The sequence below is a fragment of the Streptococcus chenjunshii genome (assembly GCF_003086355.1).
GTDB lineage: Bacteria > Bacillota > Bacilli > Lactobacillales > Streptococcaceae > Streptococcus > Streptococcus chenjunshii.
Map to the genome: position 1 here is coordinate 162,763 of NZ_CP031733.1, position 17,460 is coordinate 180,222.

Annotated in this window: 17 protein-coding genes, 1 tRNA gene and 1 other RNA gene; 12 read left to right on the forward strand and 7 right to left on the reverse strand. The window is 40.4% G+C overall.

The window, feature by feature from the left end; translation table 11 throughout:
- Nucleotides 1-9: 9 nt before the first annotated feature.
- The 4 genes from pbp2a (at nucleotide 10) to nusG (ending at nucleotide 3,654) form a co-directional block, all read left to right on the forward strand.
- Entirely contained in the window at nucleotides 10-2,361 is a 2,352-nt protein-coding gene (pbp2a, locus tag DDV21_RS00960; RefSeq protein ID WP_116879023.1) for a penicillin-binding protein PBP2A, read from the forward strand.
- Between the two features lie 52 nt (nucleotides 2,362-2,413).
- The gene (gene rpmG / locus DDV21_RS00965) at nucleotides 2,414-2,566 is read left to right on the forward strand and encodes a 50S ribosomal protein L33 (protein WP_116879022.1); all 153 of its coding nucleotides are present in this window, start codon (nucleotides 2,414-2,416) and stop codon (nucleotides 2,564-2,566) included.
- A gap of 60 nt (nucleotides 2,567-2,626) precedes the next feature.
- Nucleotides 2,627-2,803, forward strand: a complete 177-nt coding sequence (secE, locus tag DDV21_RS00970) for a preprotein translocase subunit SecE (protein ID WP_116879021.1) — start codon at nucleotides 2,627-2,629, stop codon at nucleotides 2,801-2,803.
- Between the two features lie 311 nt (nucleotides 2,804-3,114).
- Entirely contained in the window at nucleotides 3,115-3,654 is a 540-nt protein-coding gene (gene nusG / locus DDV21_RS00975) for a transcription termination/antitermination protein NusG (protein ID WP_067063655.1), read from the forward strand.
- 625 nt (nucleotides 3,655-4,279) lie between these two features.
- Here the strand turns inward: nusG and DDV21_RS00980 are convergent.
- The 4 genes from DDV21_RS00980 to DDV21_RS00995 all read right to left on the reverse strand — a co-directional run bounded on the left by DDV21_RS00980 (nucleotide 4,280) and on the right by DDV21_RS00995 (nucleotide 6,225).
- Nucleotides 4,280-4,353, reverse strand: a tRNA-Lys gene (locus tag DDV21_RS00980).
- 2 nt (nucleotides 4,354-4,355) lie between these two features.
- A non-coding RNA gene (gene ssrS / locus DDV21_RS00985) (6S RNA) lies at nucleotides 4,356-4,550 on the reverse strand.
- Nucleotides 4,551-4,664: 114 nt separating this feature from the next.
- A complete protein-coding gene (locus tag DDV21_RS00990) occupies nucleotides 4,665-5,627 on the reverse strand; it encodes an NAD(P)H-dependent flavin oxidoreductase (protein ID WP_241964683.1) in 963 nt (320 codons plus the stop codon).
- 100 nt (nucleotides 5,628-5,727) lie between these two features.
- Nucleotides 5,728-6,225 (reverse strand): winged helix-turn-helix transcriptional regulator, encoded by a 498-nt coding sequence (locus DDV21_RS00995; protein ID WP_241964684.1) that lies wholly within the window; start codon nucleotides 6,223-6,225, stop codon nucleotides 5,728-5,730.
- Between the two features lie 30 nt (nucleotides 6,226-6,255).
- Here DDV21_RS00995 and DDV21_RS01000 point away from each other — a divergent pair, with 30 nt between their 5' ends.
- The 8 genes from DDV21_RS01000 to DDV21_RS01035 all read left to right on the forward strand — a co-directional run bounded on the left by DDV21_RS01000 (nucleotide 6,256) and on the right by DDV21_RS01035 (nucleotide 15,334).
- Nucleotides 6,256-7,584 carry an NtaA/DmoA family FMN-dependent monooxygenase gene (locus tag DDV21_RS01000; RefSeq protein ID WP_116878609.1) on the forward strand — a complete coding sequence of 443 codons (1,329 nt, stop codon included), beginning with the start codon at nucleotides 6,256-6,258 and terminating at the stop codon, nucleotides 7,582-7,584.
- 88 nt (nucleotides 7,585-7,672) lie between these two features.
- Complete coding sequence (locus DDV21_RS01005; protein ID WP_116878610.1) at nucleotides 7,673-8,566, forward strand: MurR/RpiR family transcriptional regulator; 894 nt, start codon at nucleotides 7,673-7,675, stop codon at nucleotides 8,564-8,566.
- Nucleotides 8,567-8,702: 136 nt separating this feature from the next.
- Nucleotides 8,703-10,541, forward strand: coding sequence for a beta-glucoside-specific PTS transporter subunit IIABC (locus DDV21_RS01010; protein ID WP_116878611.1), 1,839 nt, complete (start codon nucleotides 8,703-8,705; stop codon nucleotides 10,539-10,541).
- A 63-nt stretch (nucleotides 10,542-10,604) separates the two neighbouring features.
- Entirely contained in the window at nucleotides 10,605-12,065 is a 1,461-nt protein-coding gene (locus DDV21_RS01015) for a glycoside hydrolase family 1 protein (protein ID WP_116878612.1), read from the forward strand.
- Between the two features lie 20 nt (nucleotides 12,066-12,085).
- Nucleotides 12,086-12,865, forward strand: a complete 780-nt coding sequence (locus DDV21_RS01020) for a sulfite exporter TauE/SafE family protein (protein ID WP_116878613.1) — start codon at nucleotides 12,086-12,088, stop codon at nucleotides 12,863-12,865.
- 986 nt (nucleotides 12,866-13,851) lie between these two features.
- Complete coding sequence (locus tag DDV21_RS11975) at nucleotides 13,852-13,998, forward strand: putative holin-like toxin (protein ID WP_220431757.1); 147 nt, start codon at nucleotides 13,852-13,854, stop codon at nucleotides 13,996-13,998.
- Between the two features lie 559 nt (nucleotides 13,999-14,557).
- Nucleotides 14,558-14,662 carry a putative holin-like toxin gene (locus DDV21_RS01030; RefSeq protein ID WP_116878614.1) on the forward strand — a complete coding sequence of 35 codons (105 nt, stop codon included), beginning with the start codon at nucleotides 14,558-14,560 and terminating at the stop codon, nucleotides 14,660-14,662.
- Between the two features lie 231 nt (nucleotides 14,663-14,893).
- Complete coding sequence (locus DDV21_RS01035; RefSeq protein WP_116878615.1) at nucleotides 14,894-15,334, forward strand: hypothetical protein; 441 nt, start codon at nucleotides 14,894-14,896, stop codon at nucleotides 15,332-15,334.
- Nucleotides 15,335-15,405: 71 nt separating this feature from the next.
- On the opposite strand, the gene DDV21_RS01040 is transcribed toward DDV21_RS01035, so the two are convergent.
- Genes DDV21_RS01040 through DDV21_RS01050 form a run of 3 tightly spaced genes read right to left on the reverse strand, consistent with a single transcriptional unit; the run spans nucleotide 15,406 to nucleotide 16,963 of the window.
- The gene (locus tag DDV21_RS01040; protein ID WP_116878616.1) at nucleotides 15,406-16,140 is read right to left on the reverse strand and encodes a restriction endonuclease; all 735 of its coding nucleotides are present in this window, start codon (nucleotides 16,138-16,140) and stop codon (nucleotides 15,406-15,408) included.
- Nucleotides 16,141-16,165: 25 nt separating this feature from the next.
- Nucleotides 16,166-16,591 carry an ImmA/IrrE family metallo-endopeptidase gene (locus DDV21_RS01045; RefSeq protein WP_116878617.1) on the reverse strand — a complete coding sequence of 142 codons (426 nt, stop codon included), beginning with the start codon at nucleotides 16,589-16,591 and terminating at the stop codon, nucleotides 16,166-16,168.
- Nucleotides 16,592-16,603: 12 nt separating this feature from the next.
- The gene (locus DDV21_RS01050) at nucleotides 16,604-16,963 is read right to left on the reverse strand and encodes a helix-turn-helix domain-containing protein (protein WP_116878618.1); all 360 of its coding nucleotides are present in this window, start codon (nucleotides 16,961-16,963) and stop codon (nucleotides 16,604-16,606) included.
- Nucleotides 16,964-17,460: the final 497 nt, after the last annotated feature.

Genomic DNA, 17,460 nt, shown 5'->3' on the forward strand with positions numbered 1-17,460 from the left:
AATAAATTTATGACTATTATTGAATTACTGAAAAAAAAGTTTTTTCCGAAACGGTTAAATCAGCCGACTACTGATGAAAACTCTCAGTTCGGCGGCAAAACGACTGATTTTTCCGAACAGGATCATTTGGATGAGACCAAAATTTTTCAAGAAGAGAGCTTAGATGAAAGCGAGCTGGCTGGGGAAAGTGACAAAGCCAGTGCTTATCAGCGCAGCCGCAGCTATCGGGAAAAAGAAAAAGAACGCCCAGCCTGGCTGCAAACCCTAAGCCGTTTTGTACCATCGCCCAAAAACCCTATCCGTCGTTTCTGGCGTCGCTACCGTATTGGTAAAATTCTGCTGATTGCCGCTGCTGTTTTTGTTTTGGTGGTAGGCTCTTATCTTTTTTATCTGGCCAAAACAGCCAAAGTTTCTGATTTACAGGAGGCACTGAAAGCGACTACAGTTATTTATGACCGTAATGAGGAATATGCTGGCAGCTTGTCCGGCCAAAAAGGCAGCTATGTAGAACTGGACGCCATTTCTGATGATTTAGAAAATGCGGTCATTGCGACTGAGGACAGGAGTTTCTATAGCAATAACGGCATTAATATCTCTCGTTTTCTATTAGCGGTCGTCACTTTTGGAAAATTTGGCGGCGGATCAACTATTACGCAGCAGCTGGCTAAAAATGCTTATCTGACTCAAGACCAGACCATCAAGCGGAAAGCACGGGAATTCTTTTTGGCTTTAGAGCTGACCAAAAAATACAGTAAAGATGAAATTCTAACCATGTATTTAAATAATGCTTACTTTGGCAATGGTGTTTGGGGAGTTGAAGATGCCAGTCAGAAATATTTTGGGACCAGTGCGGCCAATCTTAGTCTTGATGAAGCTGCAACCTTAGCTGGAATGCTGAAAGGTCCGGAAGTCTATAATCCTTACTACTCTATTGAGAATGCTACTAACAGACGGGACACTGTTTTGGCTAATATGGTGGCTGCGGAAAAAATTACAGAGGAAGAAGCCGATCAGGCAGCAGCAGTAGGTTTGGGCAATCAGCTGGCTGATACCTATGTTGGTAAATCTGATGATTACCAGTATCCTTCCTATTTTGATGCTGTGGTCAATGAAGCGGTTGAAGTCTACGGTCTGTCAGAGGAAGATGTTGTCAACAATGGTTATAAAATCTATACAGAACTGGATCAGAATTATCAGTCCGGTATGCAGCTTACCTTTGATAATGACAGCCTCTTTCCTGTCTCAGCCTATGACGGAACCAGTGCCCAAGCCGCCGGTGTCGCTCTTGATCCTAATACTGGCGGTGTTCGCGGGCTTATCGGCAGGGTCAACAGTACAGAGGATGTCTCTTTCAGAAGTTTTAATTATGCCACACAGTCTTCCAGAAGCCCCGGTTCCACCATTAAACCTCTGGTTGTCTACGCGCCAGCAATCGCGGCCGGCTGGAGTGTAGATAGAGAGCTGCCTAATACGGTGAGGGATTATGACGGCTATGCGCCGACCAATTACGGCGGTTATGAGTCAGAGGATATTCCTATGTATCAGGCTTTGGCAAATTCTTATAATATCCCGGCTGTCTATACACTGAATGAACTGGGAATTAATAAAGCCTTCTCTTATGGCGAAAAATTTGGGCTTAATATGGATGCTGCCAGCAAAGAACTAGGTGTTGCTCTGGGCGGCAGTATGACGACCAATCCGCTGGAGATGGCTCAGGCATATGCTACCTTTGCTAACGGAGGGGTTATGCATACGGCTCACCTCATTACCCGTATTGAAACAGCCAGCGGAGATGTGATTAAAGAGCACAAGGATAAATCCAAACGTGTCCTCAGTCAGTCTGTAACCAATAAAATGACCAGTATGATGCTGGGAACTTTTTCCAATGGATCAGCAGTTAATGCTAATGTCTACGGGTACACATTAGCTGGAAAAACAGGGACCACGGAGACAGAGTTCAATCCGGATTTGAGCAGTGATCAATGGGTAATCGGCTATACCCCAGATGTTGTTATCAGCCAATGGCTTGGTTTTAATGAGACGGATGAAAACCACTATCTCAGTGATGCCAGCTCGGGGACAGCCTCTTATATTTTTAGCACACAGGCCTCCTATATTCTGCCTTATACAGATGGGACAGCATTTAAAGTGGAGAATGCCTATCTTCAAAATGGGGAAAGCTTGGTTTACGATGCTGATAACAGCAACGATACAACGGAAAATAACTCGCAAAGTATTATTGACAGCATAAAGGAATCAGCTGATAAAGCTAAACAGAGCATCCAGGATGCTGTTGATGAGTATGGACTCAAGGAAAAAGCAAAAGAAATATGGGACGGGATTGTGGATTACTTCAGGTAGCTTGCGCGAAAATCTGAATCGTGATAGAATAGGTAAGGATTACGGAGGCATTATGGCACAGAAAAAAGCAAGTCTGGCTTGTACGGTCTGCGGGAGCCGCAACTACTCAATTACAGTCAGCAGTACTCCCAAGCCGACAAGGCTAGAGGTGAATAAATTTTGTAAGTACTGTAAAAAGTACACTCTGCATAAAGAAACTCGTTAACTATGATACCATCAAAGGAGCAGGCTGAAGTTTCCTGCCCCTCATCGGAAGGAGATACTCGTGACATTTATTAAAGGTGTTTTTACAATTTTAAAAGAGACGACTTGGCCCAGCCATAAGCAGCGCTGGAAAGACTTTTTTTCGGTTATGGAGTATACAATCTTTTTCACAATCGTAATCTTCATATTCGACCAGCTGCTCTCTATCGGTATTTTAGACCTGCTCAATCGTTTTTAAAAAGCAAAAGAAAACGAAGCATTCCTTGCTACCATTTTTCATCGAGGGATAATGTGTAAAAGAGGGACTGGGAAACGCTGCTGTACATGGTGCCGGCGCATATCTTTGAAAAAGCAGGAAGAGCTTTTCGGCAGAAAATAAATTGACATCAAGAAGAGCTTTTACTATAATGGAATAAGAAATCTACTTCTATAAAGCCCTAAAGGGCTTTTTTATAATGAAAAAATGATCGGCCGTGAGGATTATTTAAGCAAAATGGCAAGTTGTCTGATCTGCTCATTATTTTTTCAGCATCTCAGAAAGGAAAAAATATGTTAGATTCATTTGATAAAGGCTGGTTTGTGCTGCAGACCTACTCAGGTTATGAAAATAAAGTGAAAGAAAACCTGTTACAGCGGGCAAAAACCTACAATATGCTGGAAAATATCCTGCGCGTAGAGATTCCGACTCAAACGGTTAACATTGAAAAAAACGGTAAAACCAAAGAAGTTGAGGAAAATCGCTTCCCAGGCTATGTTTTAGTGGAAATGGTCATGACAGATGAGGCTTGGTTTGTGGTGCGTAATACTCCTAATGTTACTGGGTTTGTCGGGTCTCACGGCAATCGTTCTAAACCAACACCGCTTTTGGAAGAAGAAATTCGCTCAATCCTGATTTCAATGGGGCAAACGGTAGATGTGATTGACACCAATATAAAACCCGGCGATGTGGTCCAAATTATTGACGGTGCCTTTATGGGACAGGAAGGCCGTGTGGTTGAAATCGAAAATAACAAAGTGAAAATCATGATTAACATGTTTGGTTCTGAAACAGCAGCCGAGCTGGAACTCTACCAGGTTGCAGAACTATGATAAAAGGAAGTCGGAGTCTGGCTGTCGAACACTGTTTGATGACGACCTGCCATTTGGGAATAAAATTTGCTGTAGCGTTTGAACAGCCTAAGTCTGACTAATCATTATGGGAGTGGAGTAAGTTCTTAAAGACATAGCTGCTCCCTAATAATTTCTTAAACGAGCCGGGAATAATTATTTCCGGCTCGTTTTTGAGGAGAAGCTATCTGCTGCACTAAACTCAATAAGGTCAGTTACAAAATAATTTTTACTGCTTTAAGCTGCATTTAAGGTCTTACTTATATACTATAACCATCGGAACAGAACTGCTGATTTGCCGCTCGGTTTCTCAGACAGGATTTGTTCTGGTAATCCCTAAAACTTTTCTTTTTCATAAATCTCCTAGGAGAGGCCGGGACAAAAGTCCCGCTCTCTTTTTGTTGTTTTATTGTGTTTTAGCTTACAGCTGGTAAAGCAGAAAATTTGGCAGCCTTGTGCTTGCTTTTGTGAGCTTAGTTGTTGCTATCGTACATTTAGGCAATAAAAAATAACCGTTCTTAACTTTGGCTAGTTAACGGTTATTTTTACATTATAAATAATCAGTTACGACCACCGTCTTAAACGGGTCTGCTATCGATAATCTATCATACCCCTACAGGGCTCGAACCTGTGACCCATGGATTAAGAGTCCACTGCTCTACCAACTGAGCTAAGGAGGCAATAAAAAAGCTGTATTGGTACCGGTAGCCCGCGTTTTGTATTGAACCCGCATATTAACGCAGGTGGGCAACGCGCTTCTCACTTAGCTGCTTCCGCGTGAAACGGCTTGCATACTGTCAGAAAGACCTATGTTTCCCAAAAATACAAAGATTTAGTCGGTCAACACATTGATGTGGGCTCGTATACCACAGCATTTATTCTATGGTTTTATCATTGTCACCAGTCTTCTCGTATCAGTCAAAAGAAAAGGCACTAGTGCTAAAGGAAATTCGTCAATATACTCGATGTCATTCTTAATGAAAGCCCAGTGCTTATTTAAAATCTGCCATCAATTCATTGACAACTTCCTGGACCGTTCGGACAGCCTTAATTGGTGTGATACCTGTCCCGACAGAGATAAAGCCTTCTTGAGAATTGCCTTCAACCATGCCTTTGAACATGCCAACACCGCCATTTTGAAGTTTAGCCAGTTCTTCACGAGAGGCTCCCGCTTGGTCGCGTTCAACAATCTGATGGACAAGTTCAGTTGGAAGAGAGCGGTAATAGGCTGGGAGTGTACGAAAGAGCAGAAGATCTTCTGCCGTTGCATTGACAATTTTTTCCTTAACAGACTGGTGTGCAGGGCTTTCTACTGTTGGGAGGAAGACCGAACCTGCAAAGACACCTTCAGCACCGAGCGCAAAGGCAGCCCGAACACCGCGAACATCACCGATACCGCCAGCTGCCATGACTGGAATGGAGATAGCATCCACAATCATTGGCACGATAGAGAAAGTTCCAATAATTTTTTCAGGTACAGTGCCGCCTTCGTCAAAACCGGTCGCTACATAGATATCAATTCCAAAATCTTCAGCAGCTTTTGCATCAGCAATGGTTGGATTGCCGGGGCGATAAACGATTTTAATCCCTTTTTCTTTTAAAGGAGTAAAGATACGCTCATCCAAGATACCATTAATGAGAACAATAGGAACTTTTTCCTCTATAACCACTTGTAGGATTGGCCAAGTATAGGTTAAGTCATAATCAACTACAAGAGTAGAAGCAAATGGTTTATCAGTCAGAGCTTTGACCTTTTGAATTTCACGGCGCATGCGTTCAGCCGTTTCCTGAGGATCACGGGTAATGGTGGTTTGGCCAGCATTTGGGCCTAGAATACCTAGCCCACCTGCATTGCTGACAGCAGCGACAAATTCAGCATTTGTTAACCAAGCCATTGGTCCCTGAATAATAGGATATTGAATGCCGAGAATTTCGGTCACACGGGTTTGCATCATGGGTTTGTCTCCTTTTTCTAATGAATACCATCATTATAACAGGGAGACGGGTCATTGAGAAGACGGCAATTTTAAAAGACCTAGTACACTTTTGTGTACCTTAGGTCTTGATGTGCGATTTATAGCTGCCGCCTTTGGTGTGTTTTTCACCGTATGCAACCATCATTTCTAAGATAGGCAGGAGGTCACGGCCTTTCTCGGTCAATCGGTAGTCTACATGCGGTGGAACTTCAGGATGAATGGTTTTGATGATCAAGCCATCCGCATCCATCTCTTTAAGTTGCTTAGTGAGGGAACCTTGGGAGAGATTATCTAGGTGTTTTTGGATTTGGTTAAACCGCTGAGCCCCTCCTGATAGAAAATCAAGAATCATTAATTTCCAGCGGCCATCCATAACCGTCTGAGTGTAGAGGAGATGGAAAATCGGAGTAGGGTTTTCTAAATCTTCTGGGCGAAAGCCCTTGGGACAAATCTTGGCCATAAACATTCCTTTCTTTTTGCGCTGAAAAATTTGATGGGCACCAAAAACAACAAAAAAGTGTACTTTGTTATTAATTTTTGCCTTCTTGTAGGGTATTAGCTGGTCTGTTATACTCATTTTATCATAAAAAATAAAAAGGATAAAAAAATGACTACAGACCAAAAACAAATGAAAATCGTCCTCCAAATGGTTTCAGGCTATGGTGGGGAATTTAAGACTTGGCGGTTGCCAGAAGCTAAAGCTGATGCCTATACGGATATGGATCTCTATGTTGAGATGGCTCAGTTAGCTGAAAAAGGAAAACTCCATGCTCTTTTTATGGCTGATACGCCGGCTTTAGTGAATAACTTGAACACAGAGACGCCTATGCATTCCATGGATCCTCTCATTGCTATGACATCCGTAGCACGTGCAACCAATCGTATTGGCCTTGTTGGAACCTTTTCAACAACCTTCAATGAGCCTTATAACTTAGCCCGCCACCTGAAGACACTCGATGTTGTTAGTCATGGTCGTGTTGGCTGGAATACAGTCACGACCTCAACAGGAGCGACAGCAGATAATTTTGGTTCCCATATTGCTAGCCGTAAGGAACGTTATGGGCGAGCTCATGAAGTGATTGAGGCGGTGCAGTCATTATGGGGGTCTTGGGGAGAGAGCGCCTATGTCCACGATAAGGAAACTGGTCAATTTGCGGACCTAGACCAGATTAAACCGGTCAATTACCGCGGCGAGTATGTTAAGACGTCGGGTCCCCTTCCGATCCCACCATCGGAGCAAGGTCAGCCAGTCCTCTTCCAAGCAGGCCCAAGTGGTGAAGGGGTCGAACTCGCAGGTCGTTTTGCCTCAGGGGTTTATGCCAACCCTTTTACCATCGAGGAATCACGTGAATACCGTGACATTTTGAGAGAAGCTGCTGTCCGCCACGGTCGTGAAGCGGATGAAATCAATGTTTTTACAGGCTTTATGTTTACCATCGCTGATAGTAAGGAAGAAGCCTTGGCTCGCCGCCGTCAGGTCATGGCCTTTGATCTCGAAGAAACCAATCAACGCTTGCGGTATCTCTCCGCCATGGTCGGGGTTAATTTGACCAGTTTAGATGTTGAAAAACCATTGCCAGAGGGTGTACAAAACATGCTTCAAGCCAATTGGCAGGACCCGCGTTCACCAAGGGCAGTAGAACTGCTACAAGAAGGCTATTCACCACTTGACACCTTGGCTATGGGCGTTATCAACTACCATCCTGTGGTTGTCGGAACGGCTACAGATGTGGCAGACTTCCTGCAAGAATGGTTTGAGTCTGGCGCAACAGATGGTTTCTCTATTGTACCTGATTTAGCTCATGACGGAGTCAGACGCTTCGTCGAAGAAGTGGTCCCAATCCTTCAAGAACGAGGTATTTTCCATAGAGACTACGAAGGATCAACGCTCCGCGAAAACTTAGGCTTGCCTTATCAGTATGGGGTAAAAGATTAGTTTATTACCACTTGTCATATAGACAGGTGGTTTTTCAGTCGTCTTGTGCTATAATAGGGACAATAAGGGGTAAGGAGGCTGGACGGATATGCTCATCAAAGAACGCTTGCTGGATCAGACGGAGATGACAGAGGTTGAAGCAGAAGTGGCTAATTTCTTTTTAGAGACAGGTCGTGCTCTCAAATCCATGAGTTCTCGTGCGATTGCCAAAGAGCTCTTTGTAGCCCCTTCAACAGTCACCCGTTTTTGCCAGTGGTTAGGCTTTGGAGGCTTTAATGCTTTCAAAGAGGCTTATTTGGCAGAAGTAGACTATCTGGACACGAATTTTCAAGAGATCGATCCTAATAAACCCTTTGGCGAGCGAGATCAGAATATGGCTGTAGCTTCAAAAATAGCCAGCCTTTATCAAGAAACTGTTCAAGACAGCTTGTCGCTTCTCAATCACGATATCTTGCAACAGGCGACTCGTATGCTTGAACGGGCAACCAATATTCAATTTGGAGTGGTTGGCGATGCTTTTGAGATGGCCGAGACCTTTAAAAACAGAATGGTGAAGTTGGGGAAGCCTGTCACTATTGAGCGACGTTTGGATAACCTCTTTTTCGCTGCCCTTCAAGCTAGTCATGAGTCCTGCTTTATCCTAGTCTCTTATTCAGGAGAGACGGAGTCAATTTTAAAGGTAGCTGAAGTTTTGAAGAAAAGACATTTACCGACCATTGTCTTGACCTCTTTTGGAGACAACAGCCTGTCTCAGATGTTCAATATGGTTATTCGGATTTCGACACGGGAAACTTTGGTGGAAAATCTGGGGAATTTTAGTTCTCTGATTTCGATTTCCTTTATTTTGGATAGCCTATATGCCAGTTATTTTCAAAGGGACTATGACAAGCATTACAGACAGAAAATTAAGCTGTCTCGAACTTTCGAGCAAAAACGTAAATCCAACAATCCCTTATTAAGAGGATCTTCAGACAAAAGCTAGTCCGCAACAGTGTTGCGGATTTTTGCTGTTTTTAGGGGACAATTTGGCAACGGTTGTGAAAGCGTTTCAAAAATTATTGTAATAAGACATGAAAGGAAATACAATCATATCATTAAATTATTAAGGAGCGGACGTCATGGCTAAAGATTATACGGCATTGGCACAAACGATTATTGAAAAAGTAGGGGGTGAGGACAATATTAATGCATTGATTCACTGTGCAACTCGCTTACGCTTTAATCTCAAGGATGAAAGCAAGGCACAGACAGAACGTCTCAATAACACACCTGGGGTCATCAATGTGGTTCAGAGTGGGGGGCAGTACCAAATTGTGATTGGTCCAGAAGTAGCCTCAGTTTTTAAGGCTATCAATGCACAAGCTCATTTTAGCGCTGGAGAGGGATTATCTGAAAAGGATGACGGCAAGGGCAAGATTGTTAAAATCTTAGATACAATCGCTGGTATGTTTGTCCCAATTGTTCCTGTCATGGCTGGTGCCGGGATGATTAAGGTCATCAATTCTTTGAGCCTTATGTTTGGCTGGTTGAGCCCTGAAGACACAACCTATCAATTTTTGAGTATTTTTGGAGACACGGTATTTTACTTCTTGCCGGTGATTTTGGCAGCATCTGCCGCTAAGAAGTTTAAAACTAATCAATATTTGGCTATGGCAGTTGGTGCTAGCTTGATCAGCCCGACCTTTGTTAATATGGTAACAGCAGCGCGTGAAGCAGGTACTGGACTTGATTTTTTAGGGCTGCCTGTAACATTGGCCAACTACAGTTCATCTGTTATTCCAATTATTATGGCAGTTTGGTTCTTATCCTATGTAGAACCAATAGTCACTAAGTACACACCAGCTATTTTAAGGATTTTCTTGGCACCGATGGTAACACTCTTGATTGTTTTACCACTAACCTTCTTTTTGATTGGTCCATTGGGAACTTGGATGGGTGATGGACTCAATGCAATCGTCTCGTTTTTGAATACTGTAGCACCGTGGTTAGTTCCAATGCTGATTGGAGCAACGTCACCGCTTCTCGTTATGACAGGGATGCATTATGGCATCATCCCAATCGGTATTAATATGCTTGCGACGAAAGGCATTGACACCGTAGCTGGACCTGGTATGATGGTGTCTAATATTGCTCAAGGTGGTGCAGCGCTTGCAGTAGTCTTCAAGACTAAGGATAAAGTTCTCAAGGGTCTGTCTACCTCGACAGGTATTTCGGCTGTTTTAGGTATAACTGAACCTGTTCTTTATGGGGTTAACCTCAAGTACAAGCGCCCTCTTTATGCTGCTATGATCGGCGGTGGTGTGGCAGGGCTCTATCTTGGAATCATGGGTGTTGGTCGTTTTGCCCAAGTACCGCCAGGTTTACTGTCATTACCAAGTTACTTTAATGCAGAATTTCCAAATATCATTGTTCATGCAGGCATCGGCTGTGTTATTGCCTTTGTGGTCGCATTCGTTGCTTCCTTTGTCCTTGGACTGCCTAAAGAAGCTGAGGCGAAAGAAGTGCCAGCGACAACTGTCTCAGATAAAACCTTTGTAGCAGTAGCAAATGGTGAATTACTTCCCCTTGAAGCAGTGAAAGATGAAGTCTTTGCTAGCAAGGCTATGGGTGATGGGGCTGCTCTTGTGCCAAGCTCAGGTGAAATTGTAGCTCCTGTCAATGGTGTGCTTTCTACCGTTTTTCCAACTGGTCATGCTTATGGCATTGTTCGCCCGGATGGTGTCGAAGTGCTGGTTCATATCGGTATTAACACCGTTGATTTAGCAGGTCAAGGCTTTAAAGCCCTTGTGCAACAAGGCGAATCGGTCAAAGCAGGCCAAAAGATTGCCACAATTGATCTTGATTTAATTAAAGAAAAAGGCTATGATACTACCATCATGACCATTATTACAGATACCAAAGGCAAAAGCATTTCACTTAAAAATACTGGTGATGTCTTTGCTGGAGATTTGATTTAATAATACAATCTGAGGAGGGGGCTCCCTCCTTTACTGTCAATCAGTCATAAAAAGGAGTTTGAGATGGGATTTAAAAAAGATTTTCTCTGGGGTGGGGCAACAGCGGCCAACCAGATTGAAGGGGCGTATGACAGAGATGGACGCGGGCTGACAACTATGGACACTTTAACTGTGGGGGACAAGAATACCCCGCGCCAGATTACCTTTAAAACTCTGGAAGGAGAGATTAAGCACGCAGAGCGTTTAGCTGAGGTGCCAGAAGGTGCTGTTGGCCATATTGCTCCGGATGTTTTCTATCCATCTCATACAGGGATTCAATTTTACGACTATTACAAGGAAGACATCAAGCTCTTTGCTGAGATGGGCTTTAAGGCCTATCGCATGTCCATTGCCTGGACCCGTATTTTTCCAAACGGCAATGATATGGAGCCAAATGAAGCAGGGCTGAGTTTCTACGATGCGGTCTTCGATGAATGCCTCAAGTATGGGATTGAGCCTGTCGTGACACTGTGCCACTTTGACATGCCTCTTTACTTGGCAGACCACTATGATGGTTGGTCCAGTCGTGAGGTCATTGATTTTTTTACCCGTTACTGTGAGACAGTTTTTCAACGCTATAAAGGCAAAGTCAAATATTGGCTGACCTTTAATGAAATCAATGTGCTAAGGTCCTGGTTGCAGATCGGTATTCATCAAAATGATGACCAAACCAAGTTTCAAGCCCTTCACCATATTTTTCTAGCCTCTGCTAAGGCTGTCCAACTCTGCCATGCCATTATTCCAGACGCCAAAATTGGCAACATGGTTATGTATGCCCCAAGTTATGCTATGACCGCTAAGCCAGAAGATGTTCTGGAAAATATTACTTATAAGCGACAAGTTGAATTTTATCTGGACATTCAGGTAAAAGGGTATTACCCAGCTTACAAGTTCAAAGAATTTGAACGCAAAGGTATCACCATTACCATGGAAGAGGGAGACCTAGCCTGTCTGGGTCAAGGAACAGTTGATTTCATCGGCTTTAGTTATTACATGTCCACTATGTCCACGACAGATACCACAGTTCCCAAAACGCCTGGCAACAATGTCCTTAGCTATAAAAATCCTAATCTAGAAGTTTCAGAATGGGGCTGGACTTTAGATCCGCTAGGTCTCAGGATTGCTTTGTCTGAAATGTATGATCGCTACCATGTGCCCCTCTTCATCGTTGAAAATGGTTTGGGGGCTGTGGATACCTTAGAAGCAGATGGCAGCATCATTGATGATTACCGCATTGACTATCTTTATATGCACATCAAGGCCATGAAGGATTCGGTAGATTTAGATGGTGTGGATCTCATGGGTTACACCCCTTGGGGCTGTATTGATTTAGTAGCTTGGTCGACCGGTGAGATGAAAAAACGTTACGGTTTTATCTATGTGGATGTGGACGACCGTGGTCAAGGTAGTTTCAAGCGCTACAAGAAAAAATCCTTTAATTGGTACAAAAACGTTATCGCGACTAATGGTGAAGCTATTTACTAGAGATAAGAAAGAGGGCTGACGTGGAAATTATTCTCTACACACTGATTGTATTGTTTGCAACAGCTATTGGAGCAACGTCTGGTGCAGGAGGAGGTGCCATTATCAAGCCCCTCTTCGATTTGATTGGGATTGACAATGCTACCGTGATTGGCATCTATGCGACGATTGCCGTTTTTGCCATGTGCCTGTCATCTATTTACAGGCATGCCAAAAATGGCGTAACTTTTGATAAGAAAGTTCTCTTTGGACTGTCCATTGGTTCAGTCATCGGTGGGATTTTAGGTGAGATGGTCTTTAAACGCTTGACCCAAGCTGTGTCAAACCACACCGTCACCTTGGTCCAGTCTATCATGCTCTTTATCGTTTTGTTGTCAGTTTTAGTTTTTACCCAATTTCGTGAGCGCTTACCCAAATATCGTCTGATGCATTTCCCAACAATTGTGGTTGTTGGAATGCTAATAGGTGCCCTATCTGTCTTTTTGGGCATCGGTGGCGGCCCGCTTAACATCATTGCCCTTGTCGGCATGATGTCTTACACAACCAAGGAGTCTGCCCCCTATTCTATCGCAATGATTTTCTTTGCTCAAATTTCCAAAGTTATTAAGCTCGTGGCAGCAGCTCCTCCTGAGAATTTCAGATGGATTTTAGTACCACTTATCGTCGTTGCAGCCATTCTAGGCGGTCATCTCGGCACCATCATCAATCACAGGAGCACGGATAAACAAGTCAATCGTATCTATGCTGTCCTTATGACTGGGCTTCTAATAGTTTGCTTTTACAATATTATTAGCAATCTTTGAAAGCAGCAAAAGGTGTTTTACTTTTGACAGGAAACAGTGAGGGTAAATGGTTTGCATCTAAATTTTTCTAGATATATTTCAATAACTTAATTAAAATAGAAAGATTGAAAATACATCAAAAGATTAAATCGATTAAGGCGATTTGTCACAGATTACCCTAATTGAAAGGGAATTTTTATTTGGATGTTATCTACCTAACTAAGCCATTAAGACTTTCCGAGTTTGCAGGAGAGGGACGGGTTTCTCCGTCAGCAACGACTCATATTGTTTAGTTATTTTTAAACCAAGGGGTGTGTGGAAAAGAAGAGATCAGCCTCCGAAGGCGGATAGGGTAAGGTACTTCTTTATTGCTAAAAAAACATAGCTGTTCCCCAATAGTTTCTTAAACGAGCCGGGAATAATTATTTCCGGCTCGTTTTTGAGGAGAAGCTATCTGCTGCACTAAACTCAATAAGGTCAGTTACAAAATATTTTTTACTGCTTTAAGCTGCATTTAAGGTCTTACTTATATACTATAACCATCGGAACAGAACTGCTGATTTGCCGCTCGGTTTCTCAGACAGGATTTGTTCTGGTAATCCCTAAAACTTTTCTTTTTCATAAATCTCCTAGAAGAGAGCGGGACTTTTGTCCCACTCTCTTTTTGCTGTTTGATTGTGTTTTAGCTTACAGCCGGTAAAGCAGAAAATTTGGCAGTAATACAAAGAAAAAGCCCGTTATAACGGGCTTTTTATCGATAATCTGTCATAGCTCCTATAGGCAAAAATAGTTAAAATTTAGTATAGATTAAGAATAAAAATAACGATATATCAAGACTTTGTCATTTGTTTGATAGTATTGAGTTTCTGAAGGTTGACCAAAAGTTTATAGAATACAGCATAAGGTAGATTGCTCTTGTGTTTTATTTTACAAATTTCTGTGTTATAATGAATCCGCAGAAAGTTAAGACGGTGGCTGCTTTCATTTTTAGAAAGGTGGTGGTGCTTATGAGCATAAGTACTAAAATCTGGATAGAAAGGAGCAGCAAGTTGACTATTTATGAAGCTTTACAGCTAATGTTAACATTTGGCAGCCTTATGGTTGCTCTTGTAGGGTTAGTTGTGTGCCTTATAAATTTTCATAATAAAAAATAACCGTCTCAACTTTAGCACGTTGACGGTTATTTATAACTAACAACAGCTACCGTCTTAAACGGTCTGCTTAAGGAGTTGTTTTGCAACTCCTTTTAATTTATATCTTACACTATTATTCTATATATTTTCGTGTTTTTTGTCAAGCTTTTGTTGAATTATAATATTTGAGTAAACTAATAATGAGAAATTTTTTGGGCACTAGAATAAAATATAACTAAAAAGCCCGCTGTAACGGGCTTTTTATCGATAATCTATCATACCCCCTACACGCCTGAATGTTTAGATGTTTAAAAGGCTCTTGTTGTTATATCAGGGGTTTAGAGGTGGTATTTTTTGGCAAAAGGTGTTAAAAAAGTTTATTTTTTTATATTGAAGTGGGCAAAAAGTAGGTAAATAAAAATTCATAAACTAAAGTAAAAAGTGATTTTATTTTAGTTTATGAATTTTTATGCTATAATGAATTCGTAGAAAGTTAAGACGGTGGCTGCTTTTATTTTTAGAAGGGTGGTGGTGCTTATGAGAATGAGTGCTAAAATCTGGATAGAAAGGAGAGCAGTAAATGTCGATTTATGAGGCATTGCAGCTAATTTTAACATTTGGCAGCTTTGTTGTTGCTTTTGTTAGTTTAGTTGTTGCTATTGTATATTTAGACAATAAAAAATAACCGTCCTAACTTTGACTGATTGACGGTTATTTTAATAATTGTTGACAGCCACCGTCTTAAACGGTCTGCTCAAGGAGTTGTTTTGCAACTCCTTTTATTTATACTTTACACTATTATTTTATATATTTTTGTGTTTTTTGTCAAGATTTTGTTTTTGGAAGATGTTGCTGAATTGTAATATTTGGATAAAAAATAATATGATAGAATATTTTTTTAATAGGGGGTAATAATATGGAAGAAGAAAAAGTTTTTAATAAAAAATTTGTTTATGGCATTTTAGGCGCTTTAGCTGTTTTAGGTTTAGTTGTTTATTTATTAACTATTAATGCTAATGGCGGGGGTACTGGCAATAGTTTAGATGGAGAGTATTATCGTTATGAAGCAGGACAAAATGTTGTTATTACAGATAATATTTTGATTATTGATGGTAAAACAGCTTTATATAAAGATGCTTATTGGGTGGATCATGGTGATGAAAACGATGGAGAACTGTATAGTGTTGATATTGATAAGCAAACGATTACTAAGCCTAAAGAAGGTGAGTATCCCTATACTTTTGAAAATGGTATTTTGACATTTGGTTATTATCAAGATCAGTATGTCAAAGAAAATTCTAAGGAGTACAGAGAGGCTACTAAGATGACTGAAATGAAATTTAAATATGATTGGTAGTTTGTTAACTGGTTTTTTATTGAGAAAAATAAGCAAGAAAAGAATAAAGACTAGAGGAAAAATTATTATCTCTAGTCTTTTTTTCTATACTTCGCATATGATTTAAAAACGGGCTGGAAATCCTTAGCTTTATATTGAGCAGTACAGTTTGTACATTTGTAAGTAGGAATGTTTCCGTAATAAATGAGTTGTAATTTTCCATGCTGGCATTTGACACAATTGTGTTCAAGACTGTGTAAAGAAAATGCATTTAAAGCATATGTTGTTTCGTTTGGAAAATATTTAGTTAATAGCTGTATTAATCCAATACGGTCAATGAGGGTAATCTTATCAGAAAAATCTTCAACTGTTCCTTTTTCAAAGTATGAAGACGTTATAAAGATTCTGTTATGTTTGAATTTTTCAGTATAGCCCATAAAAGCTGCGACTTCATTTTTTGAAATTCTTGAATGGTTGGTTTGTGGACTGTATGATTTACACTGTATGACAAGATGAGGGATTGTTTCATTTTGTTTGTAAACAAGAATGTCTTTCTTATGGTCTGTTAATCCATCATTATTTTTAGCTTCATATCCCATTTTTTGAAAAATATGTATGACTAGATTGACTAATTTTTGTCCTGTAGTATCGGATTTTGAACTTAAAACATCAAATATCCAGTCTTCAATCATAAAGGAATATTTATCAAAAGGCCGTCTTACTGTAATATCTGTATAATTTAGCTGTTCTTGAAGATTATTGTTATTAGAAAGGTTTTGAGTATTACTTTGCTTATCTTTCAAGAAAAATTTGAATAAATTTATCATAGTTTCGTCCCTTTGGTTTTATTATTCAAATCAATTTTTTTGCCTTATTCTCCTGATAAAGTTTTTCAGCGGTTTCTTTAACAAGGTTTTCGTATTTATCAGGAATGAGTGCATTTTTCATGTAATTAATGTAGTTAAAACTTTTATCAATAGGATAGGTAGTGTTGATAAGGTTCATGAAATCAACAATCCTATCACGTTCTGCTACATTTTCTAATCTATGGGAATAAGCTGGTAGTTGACTTAAAATGTTTTCCGTATCATGATTTTTAAGGTGGACGCGTTCATGTAAAATGACATTGATTTTTGCATTATCATCTAAATCTGCTTTAACGAAAATAAAATGTTTATTATAAATTTTGTCGTATCTACCATCTTCATTTAGATTTTCAAGAAAAATAATCTCACAGCCCAATCCTTCTGTCGCTTTGATGATTTGAGCTAATTTCATAAAATGGTTTTTTTATTTTTCCTTATCTTTTGGAGGTTTGTTATCAAAGTAATTTTTTAGAAATTCCTTGATGACTGCTCTGTCGTGGTCACTGATAGGATTACCATTGTAGGCAACTGATCGGTCAAGAGATTCATCTATGTCATCTTCCAGGATTTTTTCGGGAGTGCGTTTGTCATCTGTCTTGCCTAAGAGATAATCTGTTGAAACATTGAAAAAAGTTGCAAATTTTTCTAGGGTTTTTGCTGAAGGTTCTCGTTTTCCTTTTTCCCAACTTAAGTATGCTGGTTGACTCATATTGAGTTTTTCAGCAATTTGTTTTTGAGTCAGTCCTGCTTCTTTTCGCAGTACTTTTAATCGTTCCGGGAACATGATTTTTTACCTCTAAAAAAATATTTTTGTTTTTTTGCAAAAAACGCTTGACAGTATAAGCTATTAGTTATAAAATATTAATATAAGCAATAGCTTATGTAGTTTGTTTGGCACTACTCAGATTGTGAAATAGAATTGATTTTGATGAAATAATACAGAAGTAGGGTTAGGCAAATGATAAAATTTGACCTTTGACAATTAAATAAAAAGTGCGTCAGACAGTCCCGCTAGGCAAGACTGAATAACACACTAATCTAACATAAGCACTTAGATTATATGTTATTTTTTGGGAAAAGTCAAGAGTGGGCTGGAGTTGATAGCAGATTTATTGGAGCTTAGCTTGCTGGTGAGGTAGTTATAGCCAGTTATGGATAAAGAGGATTGTTAATCCTATTGTAATTATAGGGCGCTTCTGAATTTGTTCAATATAAAGACCAATTAGAGTAAGAATGCCTTTTACGATAGCATAAAGAATTTCTGTTAGAATATCCGAAATG